Raw genomic sequence first — 21,761 nt, 5'->3', positions numbered from 1 at the left:
GAACGTCGAGACCCCGAAGAACGCCCGTTTCAGGCCCGGCCGCGCGCGACTGCGAGGTCGCCCGGACGGTTGACGTTGACCGCGAGGCGCGGGTCCTCGATCGCGAGCGTCCGGTCGGGGCCGTCGCCGACGACGTTCAGGCCCGCCGGCGCGACCTCGCTCCCCTCCCGTTCGAACGTCGTGTCGGCGCTGACGCCCAGTTCGGCCTTCAGGTCTGCGGGGACGGCGACGGTCAGTGACCCCGATTCGTGGGCCGCCAGCACGTCGTCGACGGCGTCGGCCGAAAGCAGCGGGAGGTCGGCGACGGCCGTGAGCACGGGCCGCTCGATCTGGTCGTCGGCCAGGACCGCCTCGAGGTCAGCCACGTAGCCCTCGCCGGGCGTCTCGATCGCGGGCGCGGAGACGTGCTCGCACGTCGCGGGCGCGTGGGGCGAGGTGGCCGCGTAGACCTGACCGACGCCGCTGGCCCGGAGCGCGTCGATCACCCGGTCGACCATCGGCCGCCCGCCGACGCGGACCAGGGGCTTCTCCCGGTCGGCGTCGAGGCGGGTGCCCCTGCCGCCGGCCATCACGACAGCGTCCACGCGACCACCCCCGCGTGCAGCGCGGCGATCCGCGCGAGTTCGTTGGTCGCGCCGAGGACGTCGCCCCCGACGCCGCCCAGCCGCCGGGCAGCCCACCGGCGGACGACGAGGGCGACGGCGACCGCGGCGAGCAGGGCGACGAGGCCCGGAATCCGCACCGGGACGGCGGCCGGCAGCGCGGCCAGAACCGGGACGGCGAGGTCACCGCGGTCCGCGTGCCCGAGGAACTGCGCGCCGAACCCCTCGTGGCTGGGCTCGCCCGCGCAGACCAGCGTCGCCATCGCCAGTTTCGCGCCCACCTCCGCCGCGAGCGCGAGGCCGACGGCGGGCAAGGTCGGCAGCGCCGCCAGCGCGAGTCCGGCCGTCGTCAGCCCGACCAGTCCGACGCCCAGCGCCAGCGCGGCGCCGACGCCGACCGCCGTGTCGTGCATGACCTCGCGGCGCTCGCGACGGTCGCCGTGGACGACGGCGGCGTCGCCCAGGTCCGCGAGCCCGTCGGCGTGGTTGACGCCCGTCACGAGGACGACGGTCGCGACGAACGCCGCGGCCACCGTCGGGTCCGGCAGCGGGAGGAGGACGGGGACGGCGACGAGCGCGCCCGCGACGTAGCCCGCCAGCGGGAAGGCCGCGGGCGTCCGCCGGAACGCGTCCCAGGCGCGGTCGTCCGTGCCGACCGGCAGGCGCGTCAGGAAGCCCAGCGCCCCGCGTACCGCGGTCAGAGCCACGCGACCACCCCCGCGGCGAGGAGATAGGAGAGCGCGCCAGCGAGCGCGACGGTCCGGACGGCGCCGCGGGCCGTCTCGGCGTCCGGGAGGTCCGCGTCGGGATTGAGGTCGTACGCGCCCGGCTTGGTCAGCCGACAACCGGCGGCGGCCGCGAGGGTCCCCATCGGCCACCCGGAGTTGGGCGACGGCACGGCGTCGAGCCAGTCCCGGGCGTCGGCGAGGGAGCGCGGGCGGGCCGCCGCGACGGCCAGCGCGAGCGCTGCGACGCGGGCGGGCACCCACTGGACGGCGTCGTCCAGCCGGGCCGGCGCCCAGCCGACCGGCTTCGAGCGGTAGCCCAGCATCGAGTCCATCGTGTTGACCGCCTTGACCCACGCCGCGCCGCCCGCGCCGGCCGCGAGCGCGGCGGCGGTCGGGGCCCCCGCGACCGCGGCGCCCGCGACGCCGACGACGAAGAACAGCAGCGGCCCGACCAGTCCGTCGGCGAGGTTTTCCGCGGCGCTCTCGACGGCGGCACTGCGGACCTCGCCGGCAGACAGCGCGTCGGCGTCCCGGCCGGCCAGCGCGCGCAGGTCCCGGCGAGCCAGGTCGAGGTCGATCTCGCTCGCCGCGACGACCGCCCGCGCCTCGCCCAGCAGCATCCGGAGGCTCGTCGTCGCGAACAGCGCCAGCCCGGCGGCGGGGGCCCCGAGTCGGAGGTGTGCGGTCGCGGCCAGGGCGACGGCGCCGCCCACCGCGACGGCCGCGGCCAGCGGGAGGACTGCGGCGCCGACGAGCCCGACGGGTCGGGGGTACTCCCACGTCCGATCTAGCGGGGCGACGGCCCGGCCGAACCAGGCGACCGGATGGGCGCGACGGGGCGGCTCGGCGACGCCGACCTCCAGCAGGCCGGCGACGCCCACCGCGAGGGCACCGATCAGCACGTCGATCCCTCCCATCCTCCCGTCTCCTCGCTCTCACCAGCCACGTCCCCGTCTCCGAGCCGGTCGGCGATCCGCGCGAGGTCCGGGTCGGCCTCGACGAGAGCCGTCCCGCCGGCCCGCTCCGCTCCGCCGTCCGTCCGCGGGTCGTCGCCGACGTGGCACAGCGCCGTCGGAGGCACGTCGAGGGCGTCGGCCGTCGCCCGGAAGATTCGCTCGTGGGGCTTGCGCCAGCCGAAGTCTACGCTCGTCACGACTGCGTCCACGTCGAGGTCGACCCGCGCCAGCGTCCGCTCGACGAGGCCGGGGACGCTGCAGTTCGAGCAGACGGCGACCGGGCCGCGCTCGCGCGCGGCGGTGAGGGCCGCGTCCGCGCCCGGACGGCGGCGGACGGCGCCGTCGAAGGCCGCGAGGGTCGCCTCGCGCGCCGTCTCCCGGTCGACGTCGACGCCGCGGCTGGCCAGCGCCAGCCTGACGTGCTCGTCGAGCGGCGCCTCCCGCCCCGGGTCGTACTCGCGGTGGGACTGCCGGTACGCGGCTTCCCAGTCGTCCGGGACGGCGACGCCGCGGTCGGCCAGTGCCGACGCCACCGCCGCCCACGGCTCTCCGGGTCGGTCGACGGTCACCAACGTCCCGAAGCAGTCGAACGATACCGCCACGCGAGTGTGATTCGGGCAAGTGCACTTGAACAGTGCGGTACCGCGGGTCGCGAAGCGGCCCAGCGGCGACCGTCGGAACCACGACACCAGACGGGCTACCGCCGAGCCGGTCGACGCCGAGGGGCCGCTCGGCGAGCCAGAATAGGCAACTCTATTGTCACTGTAAATCCGTCCTACGCAACATCACAATTTAATGGCTCCTTTTGGTCGTATTCCGTACCTGAGCCACCATACTTGACCGGGACCGAGCGCTCGTTCGGCGTGACCGTCGGGCGACGGTCGGCCGAACCCAGTGCGCGCGGACCGGCAGCTGCTGGAAGATCGAAAACCGTGAGGGGGTGCGGCCGGCACGGCAAGCGCCTGTGCCGGACGGCCCAGCGAGCGCTGGACCGGTGTCAGGCGTCGTGCCTGGTGGACGCGGGGAGTTGTCCGGACTGCTGCAGTTCACTGCCGGCGCGACTGCCCGTAGTCGTGCGGGCGAACCGGAACGCAGCTACAGCAGTCCGTATCAGTCACCCACCCACTCCGTCCGGCGCACGTCGTATCCCCCGCACGCCGGACAGGCGTGGTACTGCACCTCGAACGCCGTCTCGCACGTCACACACACGTACGGGCGGCGCTTGGACTTCCCCCGGCGGGAGAGGTCCCGTGCTTTGTCTAACACTCCCATCGGCGACCACGCCTGTGAGGTCGTCGGGAACCACTAAAAAGCGGGCCGATCGTTTACGGTTCGTTCGTCCGACCGCCGTCTGGTGGTAAACGTCGTCTACCGGGTCGCTGCGAGTTACGTGCCAGACAGATATAAACTGCTGCACGATTTGGGCCGGATCGAAGCCACGCACGTACCAGAGCGAGCACGAAGTCGATCACTGCCGACGAAGGAGCGTCAGACCGGCGGGTCACCGGTCGGCGTCGGAGGAGTCGGCGTCGGAGGAGTCGGCGTCGCCGCCGAACCAGTTGCGCCAGATGGGCCGGAACGCCGTCGGCGACTCGGCGCGACGCTCCCACCGCGCGAGGCCGCGCTCCTCGTCCGTCCCCGGGAGCGCGTTGTCGAGGACCACCGCGGCCAGCCCGCCGACGGCCATACCGGTGCTCCCGATGACGTACGTCGTGTTCGCGACCACCTGCGTTCCGAGCACGGCACCCAGCACGGGCACGCCGGCCAGCCCCTCGCGGAACGTCGCCATGTCGCCGACGGCCGCCACGTACTCGGGGATCGCCAGCCCGACGAACAGCGCGAACCCGACGACGAAGACGTTGCGCGAGGAGTTCATGTCGACGTGCGCCAGGTTCGACAGCCCGACCGCGACGATCTGGGCGAACATGACCACGAACAGCCCGCCGACGACGGGGTCGGGGATGGTCACAACCAGCTGGCCAGCGTAGCCCACGAAGCCGACGACCAGCATCGCGAGCGCGCCGACCTGGACGACGAACCGGGAGGCCACTCCCGTCAGGCCGATGGCCCCGATGTTCTCGGAGTAGGAGGTCGACCCGCCCGTCCCCATGAGCCCGGAGAAGACGTTCATCAGCCCCTCCGTGCCGATGCCGTGGTTGATGCGGCGCTCGCTGGGGGCACCGCTGCCGACCAGCCGGGCGACAGCGTGGTAGTCGCCGAAGCTCTCGACGATCGAGGCCACCACGCCGGCGAACATCCCGATGGCGAACGACAGCTGGAAGGTGGGCATCCCCCACTGGAGGGGATAGATCGGCAGCAGCGGCGGGGCCTCGGCCACCGTCCCGAGGTCGACGTAGCCCGGCGCGTCCGGCGGGTAGATCCCGCCCACCGACAGCGCCGCGGCGACGGCCCACGCGATCGCGAGCCCGAGGATGACCGGGAACAGCCGGAACGCCCAGTGGCGCCGGTCCAGGAACTGCGAGAACGCGACGATCAACAGCAGCGTCAGCCCCAGCAGCCACCAGTCGTTCGTCGCGGACGTGATCTGACCCACGTTGAACAGCGCGAGGCCGATCAGCGCGATGGTCGGCGCGATAGCTACCGGCGAGAGGTACTGCCTGAGTTTCCCGACGATGCCGAAGTAACCGATGGCCACCTCGACCGCCCCGGCCACGATGATCGCGCCCTGGAGCGCCTGGAGGCGCACCTGCCAGGCCGGCTCGGGGCCGGTCACGCTGACCGTCGTGACGATGGCGATGGCCGGTGCCAGCATCGAGAACGGTGCCCCCTGCACGATGGGGTACCGGTTGCCGAGCGTGGTCTGGACCAGCGTCGCGATCCCCGAGACCACGAAGAAGGTCCCGACGAACCTGGCCGTCACGGTGTCCGGCATCCCCATCGCCTCCGCCAGGATGAGCGGCACCGCCACGTTCGCCCCGACCATCGTGAGGTAGTGCTGGAGGCCGAGGACCGTCGACTTCGACAGCGACGGGCGATCGTCGATGCCGTACTCTACGAACGACGCCCCCTCCGCGTCCGCGCCTGACTGCTCGGTTTCCTCTCCGTTCACGGTCGCGTTCAGGTGCGTCCCGGTACAAGTGTCCGTCGTCATCTCCCGAGCGTACGGCCCCCTACCGGCCGAATCTGTCACCGCAGAGAGGATCTCTCGTCTACTGGCCGGCGGTTCCGGCGTCGCTCGCGGACGGCACCGTGGACAATCTCGTTCGACCGCGCCGCGCGGGGTCGAAGTTATGTCCGTGTGGCCGGAGGAGTCCGACGTGAGCGAACTGATCACCACGCTGGGCGCGTACGACCGCGAGGACCTGGGGCTGATACTCCCGCACGAACACGTCTTCGTGGATCTCGGGCCGATGGCGGCGGCCAACTGGACCGACGCCGATCCAGACGACGTGGTCGACGTGATGGCGCCCGAGATCGAGCGCGCGCGGGCGGCGGGCGTCACGGCGCTTGTCGAGGCCACGCCGGAGGGCGTCGGCCGCCGGGTCGACGTCGATCTCGCGGTCTCGGAGGCCGCGGAGTTCCCCGTCGTCGTCCCGACCGGGATCTACCAGGAGCCGAAGATCCCCGACTGGGCCCGCGAGGCCAGCGAGGACGACCTCTACGAGTGGCTGCTGTCCGAACTGACCGAAGGGGTCGAGGACACCGGCGTGCGCGCGGCCTGGATCAAGGTCAGCACCGACGACGACGATCCCACCGGCCTCTCCGCCGACGAGGCGAAGATCCTGCGTGCGGCCGCCCGCGCCGGTGCTGACACGGGCGCCGCCATCGGGATCCACACGCTCCACGGCGGCGTCGTCCACCAGCAACTCGACGTGATCGAGGACGCCGGCTACGACGCCGACCGGTTCATCTGGATCCACGCGCAGGCCGACGACGCCGACCATCACGAGGCGGTCGCCGACCGCGGCGCCTACGTCGAGTACGACTGGATCGGCGGCGACGACCAGGACGACGAGCGATACCTCGACCTGATCGAGCGCATGCTCGACGCCGGCCACCGCGACCGCCTCCTCCTCAGCCAGGACCGCGGCTGGTACGACCCCTCCGAACCCGGCGGCGGCCAGCAGCGGCCCTACACCTACCTCCCCGAGACCTTCCTCCCGAAGCTCCGGGAGCGCGTCGGCGAGGGGACTGTGACGCGGTTGACGCAGGACAACCCCTTCGACGCGTACGCACGGTGACTCGTGGCGGAGGGGCGCCCTGTCCGCCCTCCCCGATTTGAACAGATGCCAGACGTTCCTGCTCGCTCCCTCCGGTCGCTGCGCGGGGCTGCGACTGGCGTGTTCAAATCGTGTCACGGAGACTTTTCACTGCTCACTTCGTTCGCAGGAAAAGTCCGCCCTCCCCGATTTGAACGGGGGACAAGTCGATCTACAGTCGACTGCTCTACCAGTCTGAGCTAAGGGCGGTCAGTTGCACTCGAACGTAGCGGGGTTGTCGAACTTAACGGTTATCATTCCGACCGACGGCGGCGGGGTAGAACGGCCGATAGCGCCGGTGTGATACGATCTCACGTCCGCGCACGAGAGTCCACTCGATCGTCAGCGTAGCGCGTTCATGGCAAGTAAGCCGACGTTAGAACGTATATGCGTCCGCTTTCTGAAGGACACCCGGTTACTAGGTGTAGTACTCCATGTCCGACAACCAGACGCCGGAGGACGAGGAGACGACTCACTACCGGGACTACCCGATCGTCTATCAGGGCCAGCGCCGGGACGACTTCGAGTGGATCGGCGTCGGCGGCGGCGCCGGCTTCGGCAACCCGCGCGTGTACGACCCGGACGATCACGCCGTCTACCGGGCCGAAGTCGACGAGGACGCCGGACACGCGACAGTCGACGAGGCGGAGCGGCGCGACCTGGACGAGAACGAGACGCTCGGGGACGCCGTCGCCGAGTTCGGCGAGGAGCACGGGTGGACGTGGCTCTCCGACTTCGCTCACGACCACATGGACACCAGCGACCATCCGGGGACGAACGTCATCGACCGGGAATTCCAGCGGCGGAACCTCGCGGAGTCGGCCGACGCCGACGTGGGCTTTTTCGGTTCGTACACCTACCGCGACGACGACGGTCGCGTCCACACGCTGGAGCGGGAGTTCGAGGTGCACACCGACGAGTCCCGCCGCACCCAGACCGGCCAGCCGGTCGCCGTCGTGGAAGAGGCGTACCTCACTGCCGAGGAGCCCAACGAGGAGAGCCGCGCCGGCGACGCGGAACTGGAGAGCAGGACCCGCCGCGAGGTCCCCGTCGACGTCGACCCCGACGCGGGCGTCGCGGAGATCGCGGCGTTCTGTGAGGAGTGGCACGAGGCCAACCCCGAACCCATCTCGCGGACCAGGTGAGGCCCCCGGCCGCCGTCGCGCTACGGGCCACCGGGCCGAAGCCCCGGTCAGACAGGCGTCAGACGCAGGTCGGCAAGATTGAAATACCCGGCCTGCAACGACTCGTACGAGTCGGATGAGCAAGATCACGTTCCGCGCCGACGACGACCTCGTCGACCGGCTCGAGGAGTTCGACGACTCCAAGAGCGAGGTCATGCGTCGGGCGCTCCGGGAGTTCCTCGGCGAGAGCGACGGTACCCCTCCGGCGAGAGATGCCGGTGCGGACGCCGACGCCAGCGGGAACGTGAACGCCGGCGGGGACGACAGCATCGACGATCTGCTCGTCGACCGCGTCGACGCGATCATCCGGGACCGCGTAAACGAACACCTCGACCGGCGCGACGGCCGCGGTGGCCGCGACGTGAACGTCAACATCTCCCTCGACGCGGCGAACGCGACGTCGGACGCCGGCGTCGACGAGAGCGCGCGCGAGGCCCGCCGCGACGCGTCACACGCGGCGGATGATCGTAAGACGGACGAGCACAGCGGCGACGACGGCGCTCCGAGCGGACGTAAGACGTGCCCCCAGTGCGGCGAAAACGTGACGGGAGACCACGTGTACTGCCCGAACTGCGGCGAGAAGGCCGCCCGGCGTGTCTTCTGCGAATGCGGCGACGAGCTCCGGTCGGACTGGGCGTTCTGTCCCAGTTGCGGCCGCCGCACCCCCGCAGCGGACGTCCTCGACAGTCCGTAAGACGGTGAAAACAGTCGCGAGAGTGCGTTTACGTCGGTAAACGCATGTACGTCATACGCTCGCCAGAAGTTTTATACGATATGCCCATGTGGTAACTGGTGCGTAAGACGGTCGTCTTACACCCCGCGGCGCGCGGCGATGAGATCGCCGCCGTCCCGCGGTTTGGCCGCACACCCGGCCGATCTCACGTGTAAACGCAGGCCGTCTTACCGGGGAACGAAACATGGAGCGTGTGACACTGCGGATTCCAAAACAGCAGATCGAAGAGGTCGAACGAATGGTCGAAACGGGGGAGTACCCCAACCGTAGCGAGGCCATCCGGGCCGCGGTACGGGAGATGCTCGCCGAGCAGGAAGGCGGGCAGGACCGTCCGTCCGAAAAGCGCAAGCGCCGTACGTGGGCGAGGGCCTGACGATGCAGGACATCGTCAAGGAGGCCCTCGAACGCGACGAGGCCGAGCAGCAGGCGCTCGACGACGAGGACGTCGACGGGTTCGGCGATCCCCGCATCGTCATCGTCGGCTGCGGCGGCGCTGGTAACAACACCGTCAACCGCCTGTACAACATCGGCGTCGAGGGCGCCGACACGGTCGCGATCAACACCGACAAGCAGCACCTCAAGATGATCGAGGCCGACACGAAGATCCTCGTCGGCAAGTCCCTGACCAACGGGCTCGGCGCTGGCGGCGACCCCTCGATGGGCGAGCGCGCCACCGAGATGGCCCAGGGCACGATCAAGGACGTCCTGGGCGACGCCGACCTGGTGTTCGTCACCGCCGGCATGGGTGGCGGCACCGGTACCGGCGCCGCGCCCGTCGTCTCGAAGATCGCCAAGGAGCAGGGCGCCATCGTGGTCGGCATGGTCTCGACGCCGTTCAACGTCGAGCGCGCCCGCACGGTGAAGGCCGAGGAGGGCCTCGAGCGACTCCGCAACGAGGCCGACTCGATCATCGTGCTGGACAACAACCGCCTGCTCGACTACGTGCCGAACCTGCCGATCGGCAAGGCCTTCTCGGTGATGGACCAGATCATCGCCGAGACGGTCAAGGGCATCTCGGAGACCATCACCCAGCCCAGCCTCATCAACCTGGACTACGCCGACATGACCTCCATCATGAATCAGGGTGGGGTCGCGGTGATGCTCGTCGGCGAGACCCAGGACAAGAACAAGACCGAGGAGGTCGTCAAGGACGCCATGAACCACCCGCTGCTGGACGTCGACTACCGCGGCGCCAGCGGCGGTCTGGTCCACATCACCGGCGGTCCCGACCTCACGCTGAAGGAGGCCGAGGGCATCGCCCAGAACATCACCGAGCGCCTGGAGGCCAGCGCCAACGTCATCTGGGGCGCGCGCATCCAGGAGGAGTACAAGGGCAAGGTCCGCGTCATGGCGATCATGACCGGCGTCCAGTCCGCCCAGGTACTGGGCCCCTCGACCCAGAAGCAGGCCGACAAGTCCCGCCAGGCCATCCAGGAAGTCGACGACGAGTCCACCTTCGACGCCAGCCAGAACGTCGAGGAGTTCGACGATCAGGGCGCGTACGGCCACACCGACGGCGGCCGCGACGCCGACGACAAGAACAACGGCCTCGACGTCATCCGGACGAACGACTGACGGTCGGCGACCGCGATCGCCTGTCGAGTCAGTCACCGCGGCTTGCCTTCTGATCGTCGACTGCGAAAGCGCTTTTTCGCCTGCGTCCCGTCCACGCTGACACAGGGCGGTCTGCCGATCGCTCCGGTCCCGAGCGTCGGCCGGACGCGGGACGACCAGACAATGACAACGCACCGCTCACCTGCCATCCGATCGACCAGCGGACCTCGCGGTATCAGGCTCACCGACCCGATCGAGGGCGTGCAGTTCACGCTGCTGACGCCGCGAGCGGTGGAACCGGAGCCGATCGACCCGTCTGCCTTCGAACCGCCCGTCGACACGGCCGCATCGATTCCCGTCAGTCGACTCGAGACGCTCTACCAGGTCGGCGCGCTCGTACGCGACGCGGACATGAACATCGTCGCCGACTGCACCAGCGGCGAGCGGACGAGCGTGGACCCCGGGGAGTACTATCTCGAGATCTCGTCGGCCAAGATGAAGCTGTACCTGCACGTGACCGGCGGGGTCGCCTTCGAGCCCGGCGACGACGGGGTGTCGCTCTCCTTTCCCGGCGCCGCCGCAGTCCGCGTCGGGGTCCGGTCCCTGCACGAACACCCGGCGGCGACCATCGAGACGGCGAGCGATCCCGGGTCGGTCGCAGCGGCGCTGTCGCACCTGGGATCGGCGCTCAAGACGACGAGCTGCGAGCGATCCTTCCCGACGCTCCGCGGCCACCCGCCGCTCGTCGAGGTCGGCGACGGCCTGTCGGTGCCGGACGGCATCGAGCCGCCCGACGCGGACGTCGCGATCGAGGTCCCGCCGGCCTTCGACCGCCTCTTCCCGATCGCGCCGCTGGCCTACTACCTCGGCGCGACCGTCGAGATCGGCGACGAGCCGATCCTGATCGCCGACGGCGAGCCGTTCGCGCTCGACCGGGGCGACGGGTTCGAGGCGACCGTCGAGCGCGTCCTGAAGCAGACGTTCCTGCTCGACTGCGTGACCCGTACCGAGGGGCTGTACGACGTCCCGTTACACGAGCGAGCGCTCGTCGAAGCGGCCGTCGACCTCGACTTCGAGCGGCTGTACGAGCTCCCGATCGGTGCGCGGGTCGGGCGCTACCTGGACGTCCCGTACGACGACGTCGCTCCGGCCGTTCCGAAGTGGAAACTGACCGCCGACGTCGTCCCGGACCCGGAGTCGGTCCCCGTCCTCCCGTTCCTCGCCGACGAACTCGCCGTGATCCGCTGTCCCGACGACCCTGCCGCGGCGGGCCAGTCGACGGAGTCGCTGTCCCCGGCGGTGAAGTCGGTGTTCGGCGGCGAGCGCGGAGCCGTCTGGCGGTCCACGGGCCGCCGCGACGCGGGAGGTTCGGGTGGCTCGCTGGACGGGAACGTGTTCACGCCCGAGCCGGCGGACAGCATCGAGCAGACGTACGTCGGCGACGGGGTCCCGATCGGTGCCAGCAAGATGTCCGTCGACGAGTACTACCGGCGCCTCGACTTCGAGTCGGACCCCGAGCGCCAGATCCGCGTGCGCGTCGTCTGCAACGACCCCGAGATGGACGAGGAGAACGCCGTCGAGGGGACCTACGGGGCCCGCGAGTGGCTGGAGTTCGACATCAGCACGTACGATCAGCTCACTACCGCGGAGCTGGCCGCCCTCCTCGAACGGGAAGCGGACTTCCTCCACTACATCGGCCACGCCGACGAGGAGGGGCTACGGTGCGTCGACGGCCACCTCGACGCCCGAACGCTCGACCAGGTCGACGTGAACGCCTTTCTGCTCAACGCCTGCCAGTCCTACGAGCAGGGTCGCGCTCTCGTCGACGCCGGCGCTCTCGGTGGCATCGTCACCCTGACCGACGTCCTGAATCCCACCGCCACGGAGATCGGTATGAGTATCGCCCGGTTCCTGAACCAGGGGTTCTCGCTGCTCTCGATGCTCGATCTGCTCGAAAAACGGAACCGCCTCGCCCAGCGGTACATGGTCGTCGGTGACGGTAACATGACTCCCGTAGAGAGCAGAACGGGTTCACCGTTCTCGGCGACGGTGCGTACAGGGGAGCAGAACGAACACAGCGTCTCGATCACGGGATATCCGTCAAAGCATTACCAGCTTGGGGCAATTACGCGTCCTCACGTCTCTGGCGTAACCAAGTATTATCTCAATTCCGGTGAACTCGACACGTATTCGCTCTCTGAGTCAGAACTCAGGGAGCTTCTGCAGACACAGGTATTCCCTGTGGTCGTCGACGGTACGCTCTACTGGAGTGACGACGTACCGATAGAAGCGCTGTGAAGCTCCGAGACCAACCACTCTCGGCTTTGTGTAGAGAGAGTGCGAGTACAGTGTCCGCTCTACCGATTGTCAGTAGACAGAACGGATGATTCCAGCGAGAAGCACTTCTGGAGTTAATCCCACCGTGGTTGAGTACAGTAGCGGGATATCGTTCTCAATACGATCAGGCGTCCAAGGAGTCGTCAGGGACCGGCGTAGTTGGTTTTGCCCGCCGCCGCTGCGCCCGCCTTCGAGAGGAACAGCAGCGTCGTGAACAGCATACCGATCAGCTTCGGGTGCGATGCGATCCGTTCCTTGACAGACATCGTCTGGCTCATACGCACTCGTAGAAACAGGGCCGGGAACTATAAAATTAATTAGATAATTATGATATTTAACGCAGATGGATTAACGATGTAATAACACGTTCGCTGATAATAAGATGGCAGAATATCGGGCCAATCGATAAAAATATCCGCGGACAGTTTAGATCTGTAACTCGATGGCCGGACCAACCGTACCGCGATTAGGCAGACGACCCATTGTATGACCGAGGACTTCGACGGAAGCTCGGCAGTCGCCGACGCGTCGAACGTGCTCGTCGTCACGCCAGCACTCGACGACGCGCACGACGAGTTGTGCTGCGATGTACTGCGGGCGGGAGAGACGGACCCGGACCGGGTGGTCGGGGTCACGATCGCGGACTCGCCGGAGAGCAAGCACTCGACGTGGCGAGCAGACGTGGGAACTGCTCCGTCGTACGCCTTCGTTTCAGTGAACGGCGCATCGCGGTCCGCGGCCGCCCAGGCGGGAACGGCGGGCAAATTGGAACTATCGACCGTCGAGCGCGTCGACGACGTGACGCCACTCGACAGCTTCGGTATGACGATCGTAGAGCAGATCGAGTCCGGCCCGGAGACGGCGGTCTGCTTCGACTCGATCACCGATCTCCTGGAGTACGTCGACAGAGATACCGCGTTCAAGTTCCTCCACGTGCTCGTGTCCCGCGTGCAGGCGGAAGGCGCTCGAGCACACTTCCACATCGATAGCGCCGCGCACGACGAGGAAACGATCGCCCTGTTCTCGACGCTGTTCGACGTGGTCGTCGAGTGCAACGACGGAGACTGCCCTCGAGCGTGAGTGACGTGCCAGACGCCAGCAGACGCACGGACGGACGAATCGACGCGCCGGGTGGCCACCGACAGCCGGCCGGACGGGTGCTACCGAAACCATGAGCAAGACGACCTTCACCGTGACGTCGACCTCCGACGTCGTCCTCGTCTCCGTCGCCGACCCCGACCGGAGTCGACGGATCACGGCCGCGCTCCGCGAAGAGTGGCCGGTCCGGACCGCTCGCGACGAGCGGGAACAGAGCGCCAGCCTCGACCGGGACGTCTCCGTCCTCGTCGTCGGCGGCGTGGAAACCGATACACTGGACGCCGCGCTCCGTCACCGCGACGAGCAGGGGCTGCACTTCGAGGTCGCTGGCCTGGTCGCCGCGGACGCAGCGGCCGACGACCGCCTCGACGCACGTCTGGAGACGCCGGTCGCAGCGCCCGACCTCCGGGAGACCGTCGAGCGCCTCCACCGCCGCGCCCGATACGACCGGCTGCTCGATCGCTACTACGGGCTCGCTGAGCACTACGCCGACCTGTCGGACGGGGGCGACGCGGCGGACCGCGTCCGCGTCCAGAGCCGACTGGCCGACCTCAGAGAGCGCATCGACCGTCTCGCCTGCGACCTCGACGACGCCGACGCCTTCGACGTCGCACTCGGTCACCCGACCGACGACGACGAGGCGTGACTACGGACCACGGTACGTGTCTTCCGACTTCCGGCTCGCGTCGCTCGCCGAGTGAAGGACGAGACCGATCGGGTTAGTGCCCCCGAGCCGCTGTGCGTCAGTCGCTCACGACGGTCGCTTCTCGACGCTCTCGGCCTACACGGCCTCCAGTGCGTCCAACAGTTCGCGATGTTCGCTGCTCAACGCTCTCGCGCTAAACCGCTTCGAGTGCGTCGAGCAACGAACACTTCCGGCACAGCTCTCTCGCCGTCGGCGCCCCGCAGCGGTCGCACTCGCCGAACTCGCGGTCGTCGGCGTCGCCGCCGTACTCGGCGGCGGCGAGCGCGGCGAGCTTCTCGTAGCCGGCCATGATCGAGTGGCGCGTCCCGGGGTGGTTCTCCTCCAGACCGAGCATCAGCTCCTGTATCTCGCCGCGGTAGGCCTCCTCGGCGTGGGGACACTCGGTGATGTGCGCGGGGAGGTCCCGGAAGCGGGCGTAGAGGGCGACTTCCTTCTCGGGGACGTCCCGCAGGGGCTTCGCGCGTGGAATGTGGTGGTCCTGTTCAGCGCGGGTCCGCTCCGCGTCCCCGCCCGCGAAGGGGCCCAGCGAGGCGTCGAAGTGCTTGGCCATCTGGTCGACGTCGCCCTCTAGGACGTTCATCAGGGCCGTCTCGGCCTCGTCGTCGAGGTTGTGCCCGGTCAGGAGCTTGTCGGCGTCCAGGTCCTCCGCGTAGCGGGAGAGGACGTCGCGCCGGAAGACCCCGCAGTAGGCACAGGCGGCCATGCCCTCCGGGTCGTCCTCGACGACGTCGTCCATCCGGACGTCGAACTCGTCCTCGTAGGCGACGACCTCGTGGCGAATCCCCAGGTCGTCGGTCAGTTCCTCACACGCGTCCAGCGACCTGTCGCGGTACCCCTCGATGCCCTCGTGGATCGACAGGGCGACGAGTTCGATTCGGGGATCCTCGGCGAAGGTCTCCTGGAGGATCTGCGTGAGGACGACGCTGTCCTTGCCCCCGGAGAGCCCGATCACCCACGTCTCGGGGTCCTCGGGCGTCGCGTCCCGCGGGACCAGGTTGTCCTCGCGGACGCGGCGGCGGACCCGCTCCTCGACCGACCGGCAGAGGTGGTCCTCGCAGAGGTGCAGCCCCGAGTACGCGGCGTGCATGGCGGCGGGCGCGCCGCACTTGTCACAGTCCGCCATCGTTGGTCGGCGTTACGCGCGGGCGGGGGTGAGGGTTTCGCTCTGTGCCCGACGCAGGGCCACGTCTAGTCGAGGGCCGCGACCCCCTGCTCCAGCGCGGCCAGCAGCGTCGGCAGGTGCTCCTCGCGGGACCGGGAGGAGAACAGTTCGTGGCCGCCGTCGTAGAGGACGGTCCGGTCTGCGGGGACGCGCTCACCGATAGCGCGGGTCGAGACGATCCGATCGGTCAGCGAGCAGAAGACGAGCGCGCCGTCGCCGATCCGCGGTAGCGTCCGGTGCGCCCGGCGCGTCGCTCGCAGGAACGCCGGCGAGACGCGGTCCGGTCCCTCCCGGAGCTGGCGCTCGGTGGCGTGGACGCCGAGGAGCGAGCCGTCGTCGATGCCGCTGGGCAGGAACCGGTAGTCGCCGGGGACGCGCGCCAGCAGGTCGACGACGGGGTTCTGCCTGGCGGGCGGTTCGCCCCACCATGGGCTGAGGTACGTCCGCGTGCGGGCGTCGACGTCGGCGTGGGCGGCGGTCAGGCCGCCCGCGCTGTGACCCAGCAGAGCCGGCCGGTCGAGGTCGGCCGCGTAGCGCTCGACGGGCCGGACCCACTGGCGCTGGACGTCGGTGACGTGCGGCGGGAGCGTCGCCGCGTGGACCCGCCATCCGTCGCCGACGAGTCGGTCGATCAGCCACCGCACTGGCTCGTGGGACGGGCGGTTCCCCCAGCCGAGGACGAACAGGCAGTCCGGGTCGCCGCCGTCCCCGAACGTCCGGAATTCCATGCGACGAGGTGGGACGCCCGGCAGAAAAGGGTGGCTCCGCGTCGCGTTCCGAACGCCGCTATTCCGTTCCGTACCACTCGATCCACCGCCCGTGCTGCTCGAACCCGGCAAGCAGGTCGGTCCGGACCTCGCCGTCGATCATGCGTCGCCGGACTCGTGCCGCCCACCTAAGCGTTAGGTGCTCGTCATGTGGAGTCCGGCGATGCCCGCGACGACGAGGCCGAGGAAGAACAGCCGCGCGGGGCCGGCCGGTTCGTCGAGGACGACGAGCCCGTAGATCGCCGTCGCCGTCGCGCCGATGCCAGTCCACACGGCGTAGGCCGTCCCGATGGGGAGGTCGCGCACGGCCCGCGCGAGCAGGACCATGCTAACGGCCAGCGCGACCAGCGTGACAGCGGTCGGCGCCGGCCGCGTGAACCCGTCGGAGTACTCCAGGCCGATGGCCCAGATCGCCTCGAACAGGCCGGCGACGAGCAGGAGGAGCCACGACATGGTCGTCTCGTGCGCGCGCCCGTGTGAATGGATTACGATATTGCGACGTCGTTCCGATCGATCCCATCCGCGAGCGGGAGCCGCACGGTGATCGTGGTCCCGGCGTCGACGTCGACCGACACGTCGCCGTCGAGGCGGTCGACGATCCAGGTGACGATCCACATGCCGAGCCCGGAGCCGTGCTCGGTGGAGCTCTCGACGAACGACTCCTCGAGGATCCGCCGCTCGACGACGGGCATGCCCGGCCCGTCGTCGGCCACGACGATCGAGACCGCCTCCTCGTCCGCGTCGGCGGCGATCCGGACCGTCCCGCCGCCGTGGTCGATGGCGTTTGCGACCAGTTCGTCGACGGCGACCGAGACGAGGTCGCCGCCGGGGACCGCGACGCCCGGCGGGGCCCGCTCGACCGTGATTGTCGCCTCGGGGTGCTCCTCGCGGAGACCGGCGACGGTCTCCTCGACGACGTCGGCCACGGGACGGGACGGCGGCGCCCGCCCGCCGCCGCGCAGCGTCGATTCGACGGTTCGCGCCCGCTCCGCGAGCGCGAGCAGCGATTCGCTGCGGTCCCGGATCCGCATCGCGACGTCGGCCAGTCGGTCGTCCTCGACGTGGTCGGCGAGGTAGTCGGCGTTCCCGGTGACGACGGTCATCGCGTTCCGGAGGTTGTGCCGCAACACCCGATTGAGCACGGCCACCTCGACGCGCCGGCGGGCCAGCGTCTCGCTGAGTTCGTTGAAGTGGTCGCCGACCTCCTGCCACTCGGTCGACCCGGACAGCGAGACGGTCGTCCCGTAGTCGCCGACGACGAGCGCGCCGAACCCCGCCACCAGGCGCTCGAAGTTGTGGACGTACTCGCGGTAGAGCCACCCGCCCAGGGCGGCGATCGAGACCACGACCGCCGCGAGCGTGCCGAGCTGCAGGAGCGTGACCGTCCGTAGTTCCGCGGCCAGCGCGGCGTCGCTGCTGGTCGCGACGACCGTCCAGCCCGTGTTCTCGACGGTAGCGGTCGCCCGCATGGCGGCGTCCGCCGGCGGGTCGCCGGTCTCGAAGACGGTGGTCCCGTCGGCCTCGACGACGACGTGCTCCGTCTCGTCGGTCACGACCCCGAGCGTCCGGGGGAGGTCCCCCCGTTGCACGTGGAAGGCCGCGTTGAAGGTCCCCAGCGTCTGCTCCGCCCGGACGATTGGCGCGCTGACAGTCACGACGACGTTGTCGCTCTCGGCGCGCACCGGATCGCTGACGTACGTCTCGCCGCGCATCGCCCGCTGGAAGTACTGTCGATCACTGAAGTTCTGCCCCTCGATGTCCTCCTCCCGCTCGATGCCCACCCCGTCGATGGCGGTCATGGTGCCGTTGCGCGCGATGACCGACGCCCCGCTGAAGTCCGTCGTGGCGACGAACGTCCGCAGTGCCACCTGCTGGGACGCCGAGCCGTGGTCGCCGATGCCCGGCCTGTGTGACCACAGGAAGACCATCTCCTCCTTCTCATCGAGGACCGTGTCGAGCCGGTCGGCGACCGACTCCGCCGTGGTGACCAGGTCGCGCTCCCCCTGGGCGATGACCTCGTCCCGGTAGAACGTGAATCCCGCCAGCGAGACCAGCGAGAGCACGACGGCCACCACGAGGAGTGCCGCGAGGACCCGCGTCCGGAGGCGCATACCTTCCATCTACGTTACCTTCCCGGTAAAACATGATGAATGTGGCCGTGCGGCGTACAAACGGCCCGGCCGGCCCGCCGGTCCGAGGGGTCTTTGGGCGCGCGGCCGGTAGGCTCGTCCGATGACCGAACTGTCGCGCGACGCGGCCATCGACCGCGTCGAGGCGATCGTCGACGCCGTCGCCGGGGAGACCATGCCCGTTCCCGTCCGCGAGGTGTGGGTGTTCGGCGACGTGGCGCTTGGGCTGGACCCGGTCGAGCGGGTCGACGTCTACCTCACCAAGGACATCCTCATGCGCGACGAGGGCGACCCCGAGCGGTTCGAGCGGGAACTCGGCGTCGCGGGGATCGGTGCCACCGTCCGCGCCGAGTGGGCCGAGGAGCACCCCGACTACGTCCGCGCGAACGCGAACGGCCACGTCGCCCCGGAGAAGTGCCTCGCCGCGCACCTGCTTGAGGACGGCGAGCCGATCCACCTGGAGGTGTGCAACGCCTCCTTCGAGGACAACGTCACCCAGCGCCTCGACGGGGCTCGCGCGCGGGAGAACTACGAGCAGATCCTCGACCCACGGGGCGTCTGCCTGTGGGCGGAGGGCGAGCGCAGCGACGAGGCGCTCCGCAAGCTCCGGGAGAGCGAACTGGCCTTCCCGACGCTGTCGGGCGCGCTGGAGATGCTCGGCATGGACGAGGACGAGGCCGAGACGGCCGCCGACGCCGTCCGCGCCTACCGCGAGCAACAGGAGGGCGCGTCCGTCCGCGGCGACGTGGTCTGACGCACCGTCGCCAGTCCGATCACTCCGACGCGCGGCCGGCGGCCGGATCACTCAGGCACGCGGCCGACCGTGACGTAGAAGGGGACCGTCTCGCGGCGCTCGTAGTCGCCGTCCTGCATCTGGTCGATCACCGTCCGTCCCATCTCGCGCCAGTCCTCGCGGAGGGCGTCGTAGGCGGCCGCGTCGTCGGCACCGGTCGCGACCTCCGGGCGGTCGTCGAGCCCCTCGCCGGTGGCCTTCCGGCGGGCCGCCGCCAGGGCCGACTCCGAGTAGGGGGGCGCGGTCGTCCGAACGTGGTCGTAGCGCCGCGTCGACGCCACATCGAGATCGACGCGCTCGAACAGGTCGGCCGCGCTCGCGCCCAGCGAGACGTCCGTGTCGACGCCGTCGAGGTAGAGTTCCCGGGCTCGCCGGGCCAGCGCGGGTTCGGCCCCGACCGTCGACTCGACGCACACCTGAGCGTTGTCCGGTTCGACGACGGCCACCCGGTCGTCGGCGACGCGCGCGAACTCCCGCAGGGCCGCCGCCGGATCGGGGAGGTTGATCAACAGCGCCTGGCAGACCACCAGGTCGACGGCGTCGTCCCGGAGCGGCAGGCGAGTGGCGTCGCCCCGGACGACGGGCGGGTCGACGGCGGCGAGCAGGTCGGCGTCGGCGTCGAGCCCGACGACCTCGCCGGGCGTCTCCTCTCTGAGCACCCGCGTCAGCACGCCCGTCCCGCAGCCCACGTCCAGGACGCGCTCGCAGTCGTCGAGCGCGAGGTCCGCCAGCGCCTCGCGGGAGTCGGCCCACATGCCCGTGCGCGTCCGGTCGAGATACTCCGCGTCGAACTGCCGCACGTCCCGGACGTGGGCGCCCGTGGTCAAAAGCCGGTCGGAAGCTACTCCACGACGACGGCGCCCCTCATGCCGATCCCCTCGTGGGGTCGACAGACGTACAGGTACGTCCCGGGTTCGTCGAACGCGTGCTCGAACGTCTCGCCTGCGTCGGCGACGACGTCGCCGGAACTGACGTCGGCGTCCTCGAAGACGACGTCGTGGGCGCCGCCCTCGCCGGTCCACTCCCAGGTGACCGTCGCCCCGGTCGAGACGCGGATAGCCGGCGGATCGAAGGCGAAGTTGCCGCCGTTGCCCTCGGCGCCGACCGCCACCGTCGGGGCGTCCGCGTCTGTCAGGTCGGCGATGGTCCCGTCGGAGTTGCCGACCTCGTAGAGCCACTCGTCGACTTTCCCGTTGCCGGTGTCGAGCGTGTTCGTGACGATCACGGCACCGATCATCCCCGCTTCGCGCTGGGGCTCGGAGACGAAGGCGTACGTCCCGGGTTCGGTGAAGACGTGGTGGTAGCCGGTGTTCCGCTGGGCGTTGGGCCGGCCGCTGTCGAACGTGCCGTCGAGCGCGACCACGTTGCGCGGGCCGCCGTGGCCGGTCCAGCGCCACCGGACCGTCGTCGTCGGGCGGATCTTCACGACCGGCGGATCGAACGCGAGGCCGCCGTCGGTCGGGTCGCCGACCAGAATCTCCGTCTCCGGCGGCGCCGCCCGGATCGGTTCGCCGTAGCCGTTCGCGTCCGCGAGCCACTCTTCGAGCGACTCGGGCGGGGACAGCTCTGAGGCGGGCGTGTACTCCGTCGCCGTTTCGCACTGATCCGTCGCCGTTCCGGTCTGGTCCGTCGCGGCCCCGTCGGCCGCCGTCTCGGTCGGGTCCGAACTGTCGGCGCCGCGTCCTGAGACGCAACCGCCGAGCGCGACGACGCCGGCGACGCCGGCGGATCTGAGCAGCCGTCTGCGGGTACTGGAGGGCTCCATTACGGCTCGGGCTACGCCCACAGACGGGATAATTCGGGCGCCGCTTTCCAGAATCTGAAAAGCGACAGCCGCCCTTAATGTGTCGGGCCGTACAGACGAAACCGGTGGTACGGACTGCGACCGTCCGGACGCGGGCGGCGTTCGCCCGCCACGTCGCGGGCGAGACCGACAGTATGACGGCGGCCCGCCCGGAGCGTTGCGACGAAACGCATCCAGTCCAGACCATGACGCTCCCCGCCCCTTCGGCCCCGCAGACGACCGGGAGGGATCCGCCGTGACCGACGACGGACCGGCGGACCGACAGGCGGTCTTCGAGGCGCTGGCCGATCCCGATTGTCGAGACATCCTCGCGACCCTCGACGAGCCGCTGCCCGCCCAGGCGGTCGCGGACGCCTGCGACCTCTCGCAGACCTCGACCTACCGGAAGCTCGAGCGGCTCACCGAAGCGGACCTCCTCGCCGAGGCCACCGGCGTCCGCGCGGACGGCCACCACGTGACGACCTACGAGCGCGACTGCTCCGGGGTCTGGGTCGCGGTCGAAGACGAGCGGCCCTTCGACGTCGAGGTCCTCCGCGAGCGGGAATCGCCCGACGAACGACTCGCCCGGCTCTGGCAGGAGGTCAGCGAAGAAGTGTGATCGACTCCATTCCACCCGTCGCCATCGGCTTCAAGACCGCGACGCTGCTGCTCGGCGGCCTCGTTACCGCCCTCGCCGCGCGGGCCGCCCTGCGGACCCGATCCGAGGGGCTGGCCTACCTCGCGACCGGGTTCGGCGTCGTCACGCTCGGGTCGCTGCTGGCCGGCGTCGCCGACCAGCTCCTGTCGGTCGGCTCCGGCACCGCGCTCGTCGTCGAGACGGCGCTGACAGCGGTCGGGTTCGCGGTCATCGCCTACTCGCTGCTGGTCACCGCGGGCCGCGAACCGACCCGGTGACCGCTCCGACGCGACCGCGGATCGGGCGGGTTCGAGCGTCGTCTCGACGTCCTCGACGTCCTCGACGTCCTCGACGAAGGCCCCGGATCCGCCG

24 protein-coding genes and 1 tRNA gene are annotated in these 21,761 nt (G+C 69.9%); 11 read left to right on the top strand and 14 right to left on the bottom strand.

From position 1 onward, the window contains the following. Nucleotides 1–29: 29 nt before the first annotated feature. The 6 genes from LCY71_RS11535 to LCY71_RS11510 form a co-directional block, all read right to left on the bottom strand. Complete coding sequence (locus LCY71_RS11535) at nucleotides 30–569, bottom strand: NTP transferase domain-containing protein (RefSeq protein ID WP_225335911.1); 540 nt, start codon at nucleotides 567–569, stop codon at nucleotides 30–32. Further along, complete coding sequence (gene cobS / locus LCY71_RS11530) at nucleotides 569–1,309, bottom strand: adenosylcobinamide-GDP ribazoletransferase (protein WP_225333292.1); 741 nt, start codon at nucleotides 1,307–1,309, stop codon at nucleotides 569–571. The genes LCY71_RS11535 and cobS overlap by 1 nt, the downstream gene beginning before the upstream one ends. Then, nucleotides 1,300–2,247 carry a CobD/CbiB family cobalamin biosynthesis protein gene (locus tag LCY71_RS11525; RefSeq protein WP_225333291.1) on the bottom strand — a complete coding sequence of 316 codons (948 nt, stop codon included), beginning with the start codon at nucleotides 2,245–2,247 and terminating at the stop codon, nucleotides 1,300–1,302. Before LCY71_RS11525 ends, cobS begins: the two co-directional genes overlap by 10 nt. Beyond that, on the bottom strand, nucleotides 2,226–2,888 hold the full coding sequence (locus LCY71_RS11520; RefSeq protein WP_225333290.1) for an HAD family hydrolase: 663 nt from the start codon (nucleotides 2,886–2,888) through the stop codon (nucleotides 2,226–2,228). The genes LCY71_RS11525 and LCY71_RS11520 overlap by 22 nt, the downstream gene beginning before the upstream one ends. 508 nt (nucleotides 2,889–3,396) lie before the next feature. Then, nucleotides 3,397–3,558, bottom strand: coding sequence for an FmdB family zinc ribbon protein (locus LCY71_RS11515; RefSeq protein WP_225333289.1), 162 nt, complete (start codon nucleotides 3,556–3,558; stop codon nucleotides 3,397–3,399). A 229-nt stretch (nucleotides 3,559–3,787) separates the two neighbouring features. After that, the gene (locus tag LCY71_RS11510; RefSeq protein ID WP_225333288.1) at nucleotides 3,788–5,398 is read right to left on the bottom strand and encodes a uracil-xanthine permease family protein; all 1,611 of its coding nucleotides are present in this window, start codon (nucleotides 5,396–5,398) and stop codon (nucleotides 3,788–3,790) included. 139 nt (nucleotides 5,399–5,537) lie between these two features. Between LCY71_RS11510 and LCY71_RS11505 the strand changes: the two genes are divergently transcribed. Then, the gene (locus tag LCY71_RS11505) at nucleotides 5,538–6,488 is read left to right on the top strand and encodes a phosphotriesterase family protein (RefSeq protein WP_225333287.1); all 951 of its coding nucleotides are present in this window, start codon (nucleotides 5,538–5,540) and stop codon (nucleotides 6,486–6,488) included. Between the two features lie 154 nt (nucleotides 6,489–6,642). Here LCY71_RS11505 and LCY71_RS11500 read toward each other — a convergent pair. Continuing rightward, a tRNA-Tyr gene (locus tag LCY71_RS11500) sits at nucleotides 6,643–6,716 on the bottom strand. A gap of 224 nt (nucleotides 6,717–6,940) precedes the next feature. Here LCY71_RS11500 and LCY71_RS11495 point away from each other — a divergent pair. The 5 genes from LCY71_RS11495 to LCY71_RS11475 all read left to right on the top strand — a co-directional run bounded on the left by LCY71_RS11495 (nucleotide 6,941) and on the right by LCY71_RS11475 (nucleotide 12,275). Next, the gene (locus LCY71_RS11495) at nucleotides 6,941–7,651 is read left to right on the top strand and encodes a hypothetical protein (protein ID WP_225333286.1); all 711 of its coding nucleotides are present in this window, start codon (nucleotides 6,941–6,943) and stop codon (nucleotides 7,649–7,651) included. Nucleotides 7,652–7,766: 115 nt separating this feature from the next. Then, nucleotides 7,767–8,384, top strand: a complete 618-nt coding sequence (locus LCY71_RS11490) for a double zinc ribbon domain-containing protein (protein ID WP_225333285.1) — start codon at nucleotides 7,767–7,769, stop codon at nucleotides 8,382–8,384. 223 nt (nucleotides 8,385–8,607) lie between these two features. Next, on the top strand, nucleotides 8,608–8,796 hold the full coding sequence (gene cdrS, locus LCY71_RS11485; protein WP_225333284.1) for a transcriptional regulator CdrS: 189 nt from the start codon (nucleotides 8,608–8,610) through the stop codon (nucleotides 8,794–8,796). Between the two features lie 2 nt (nucleotides 8,797–8,798). After that, nucleotides 8,799–9,998, top strand: coding sequence for a cell division protein FtsZ (gene ftsZ / locus LCY71_RS11480; protein WP_225333283.1), 1,200 nt, complete (start codon nucleotides 8,799–8,801; stop codon nucleotides 9,996–9,998). A gap of 162 nt (nucleotides 9,999–10,160) precedes the next feature. Next, the gene (locus LCY71_RS11475; protein ID WP_225333282.1) at nucleotides 10,161–12,275 is read left to right on the top strand and encodes a hypothetical protein; all 2,115 of its coding nucleotides are present in this window, start codon (nucleotides 10,161–10,163) and stop codon (nucleotides 12,273–12,275) included. A 182-nt stretch (nucleotides 12,276–12,457) separates the two neighbouring features. Here the strand turns inward: LCY71_RS11475 and LCY71_RS21455 are convergent, their stop codons facing one another. Next, nucleotides 12,458–12,592 (bottom strand): DUF7503 family protein, encoded by a 135-nt coding sequence (locus LCY71_RS21455; RefSeq protein ID WP_263654035.1) that lies wholly within the window; start codon nucleotides 12,590–12,592, stop codon nucleotides 12,458–12,460. Between the two features lie 208 nt (nucleotides 12,593–12,800). On the opposite strand from LCY71_RS21455, the gene LCY71_RS11470 reads away from it, so the two are divergent. Together LCY71_RS11470 and LCY71_RS11465 are read left to right on the top strand one after the other, a co-directional pair. Further along, nucleotides 12,801–13,394, top strand: coding sequence for a DUF7504 family protein (locus LCY71_RS11470; protein WP_225333281.1), 594 nt, complete (start codon nucleotides 12,801–12,803; stop codon nucleotides 13,392–13,394). Between the two features lie 91 nt (nucleotides 13,395–13,485). After that, nucleotides 13,486–14,058, top strand: coding sequence for a DNA-binding response regulator (locus LCY71_RS11465; RefSeq protein ID WP_225333280.1), 573 nt, complete (start codon nucleotides 13,486–13,488; stop codon nucleotides 14,056–14,058). A 193-nt stretch (nucleotides 14,059–14,251) separates the two neighbouring features. Here the strand turns inward: LCY71_RS11465 and ncsA are convergent, their stop codons facing one another. The 4 genes from ncsA to LCY71_RS11445 all read right to left on the bottom strand — a co-directional run bounded on the left by ncsA (nucleotide 14,252) and on the right by LCY71_RS11445 (nucleotide 18,158). Next, complete coding sequence (ncsA, locus tag LCY71_RS11460) at nucleotides 14,252–15,241, bottom strand: tRNA 2-thiolation protein NcsA (protein WP_225333279.1); 990 nt, start codon at nucleotides 15,239–15,241, stop codon at nucleotides 14,252–14,254. 65 nt (nucleotides 15,242–15,306) lie between these two features. Next, nucleotides 15,307–16,008: an alpha/beta fold hydrolase gene (locus LCY71_RS11455; RefSeq protein ID WP_225333278.1), complete on the bottom strand. Its 702-nt coding sequence runs from the start codon at nucleotides 16,006–16,008 to the stop codon at nucleotides 15,307–15,309. Between the two features lie 174 nt (nucleotides 16,009–16,182). Then, the gene (gene sugE, locus LCY71_RS11450; RefSeq protein ID WP_225333277.1) at nucleotides 16,183–16,500 is read right to left on the bottom strand and encodes a quaternary ammonium compound efflux SMR transporter SugE; all 318 of its coding nucleotides are present in this window, start codon (nucleotides 16,498–16,500) and stop codon (nucleotides 16,183–16,185) included. Nucleotides 16,501–16,532: 32 nt separating this feature from the next. Then, nucleotides 16,533–18,158 (bottom strand): sensor histidine kinase, encoded by a 1,626-nt coding sequence (locus tag LCY71_RS11445; RefSeq protein WP_225333276.1) that lies wholly within the window; start codon nucleotides 18,156–18,158, stop codon nucleotides 16,533–16,535. A gap of 130 nt (nucleotides 18,159–18,288) precedes the next feature. Here LCY71_RS11445 and LCY71_RS11440 point away from each other — a divergent pair, with 130 nt between their 5' ends. After that, entirely contained in the window at nucleotides 18,289–18,930 is a 642-nt protein-coding gene (locus tag LCY71_RS11440; protein WP_373325167.1) for a DUF7095 family protein, read from the top strand. A 47-nt stretch (nucleotides 18,931–18,977) separates the two neighbouring features. Here the strand turns inward: LCY71_RS11440 and LCY71_RS11435 are convergent, their stop codons facing one another. Then, complete coding sequence (locus tag LCY71_RS11435) at nucleotides 18,978–19,769, bottom strand: class I SAM-dependent methyltransferase (RefSeq protein ID WP_373325132.1); 792 nt, start codon at nucleotides 19,767–19,769, stop codon at nucleotides 18,978–18,980. Between the two features lie 41 nt (nucleotides 19,770–19,810). Next, entirely contained in the window at nucleotides 19,811–20,734 is a 924-nt protein-coding gene (locus tag LCY71_RS11430; RefSeq protein ID WP_225333274.1) for a halocyanin domain-containing protein, read from the bottom strand. A gap of 274 nt (nucleotides 20,735–21,008) precedes the next feature. Between LCY71_RS11430 and LCY71_RS11425 the strand changes: the two genes are divergently transcribed. Further along, a complete protein-coding gene (locus LCY71_RS11425) occupies nucleotides 21,009–21,371 on the top strand; it encodes a winged helix-turn-helix domain-containing protein (RefSeq protein WP_225333273.1) in 363 nt (120 codons plus the stop codon). Beyond that, a complete protein-coding gene (locus LCY71_RS11420) occupies nucleotides 21,368–21,667 on the top strand; it encodes a DUF7521 family protein (RefSeq protein ID WP_225333272.1) in 300 nt (99 codons plus the stop codon). The genes LCY71_RS11425 and LCY71_RS11420 overlap by 4 nt, the downstream gene beginning before the upstream one ends. The last annotated feature ends 94 nt before the right edge of the window (nucleotides 21,668–21,761 follow it).

The organism is Halomicrobium urmianum (assembly GCF_020217425.1).
GTDB lineage: Archaea > Halobacteriota > Halobacteria > Halobacteriales > Haloarculaceae > Halomicrobium > Halomicrobium urmianum.
This window is presented reverse-complemented; position numbering and strand designations above follow the sequence as displayed.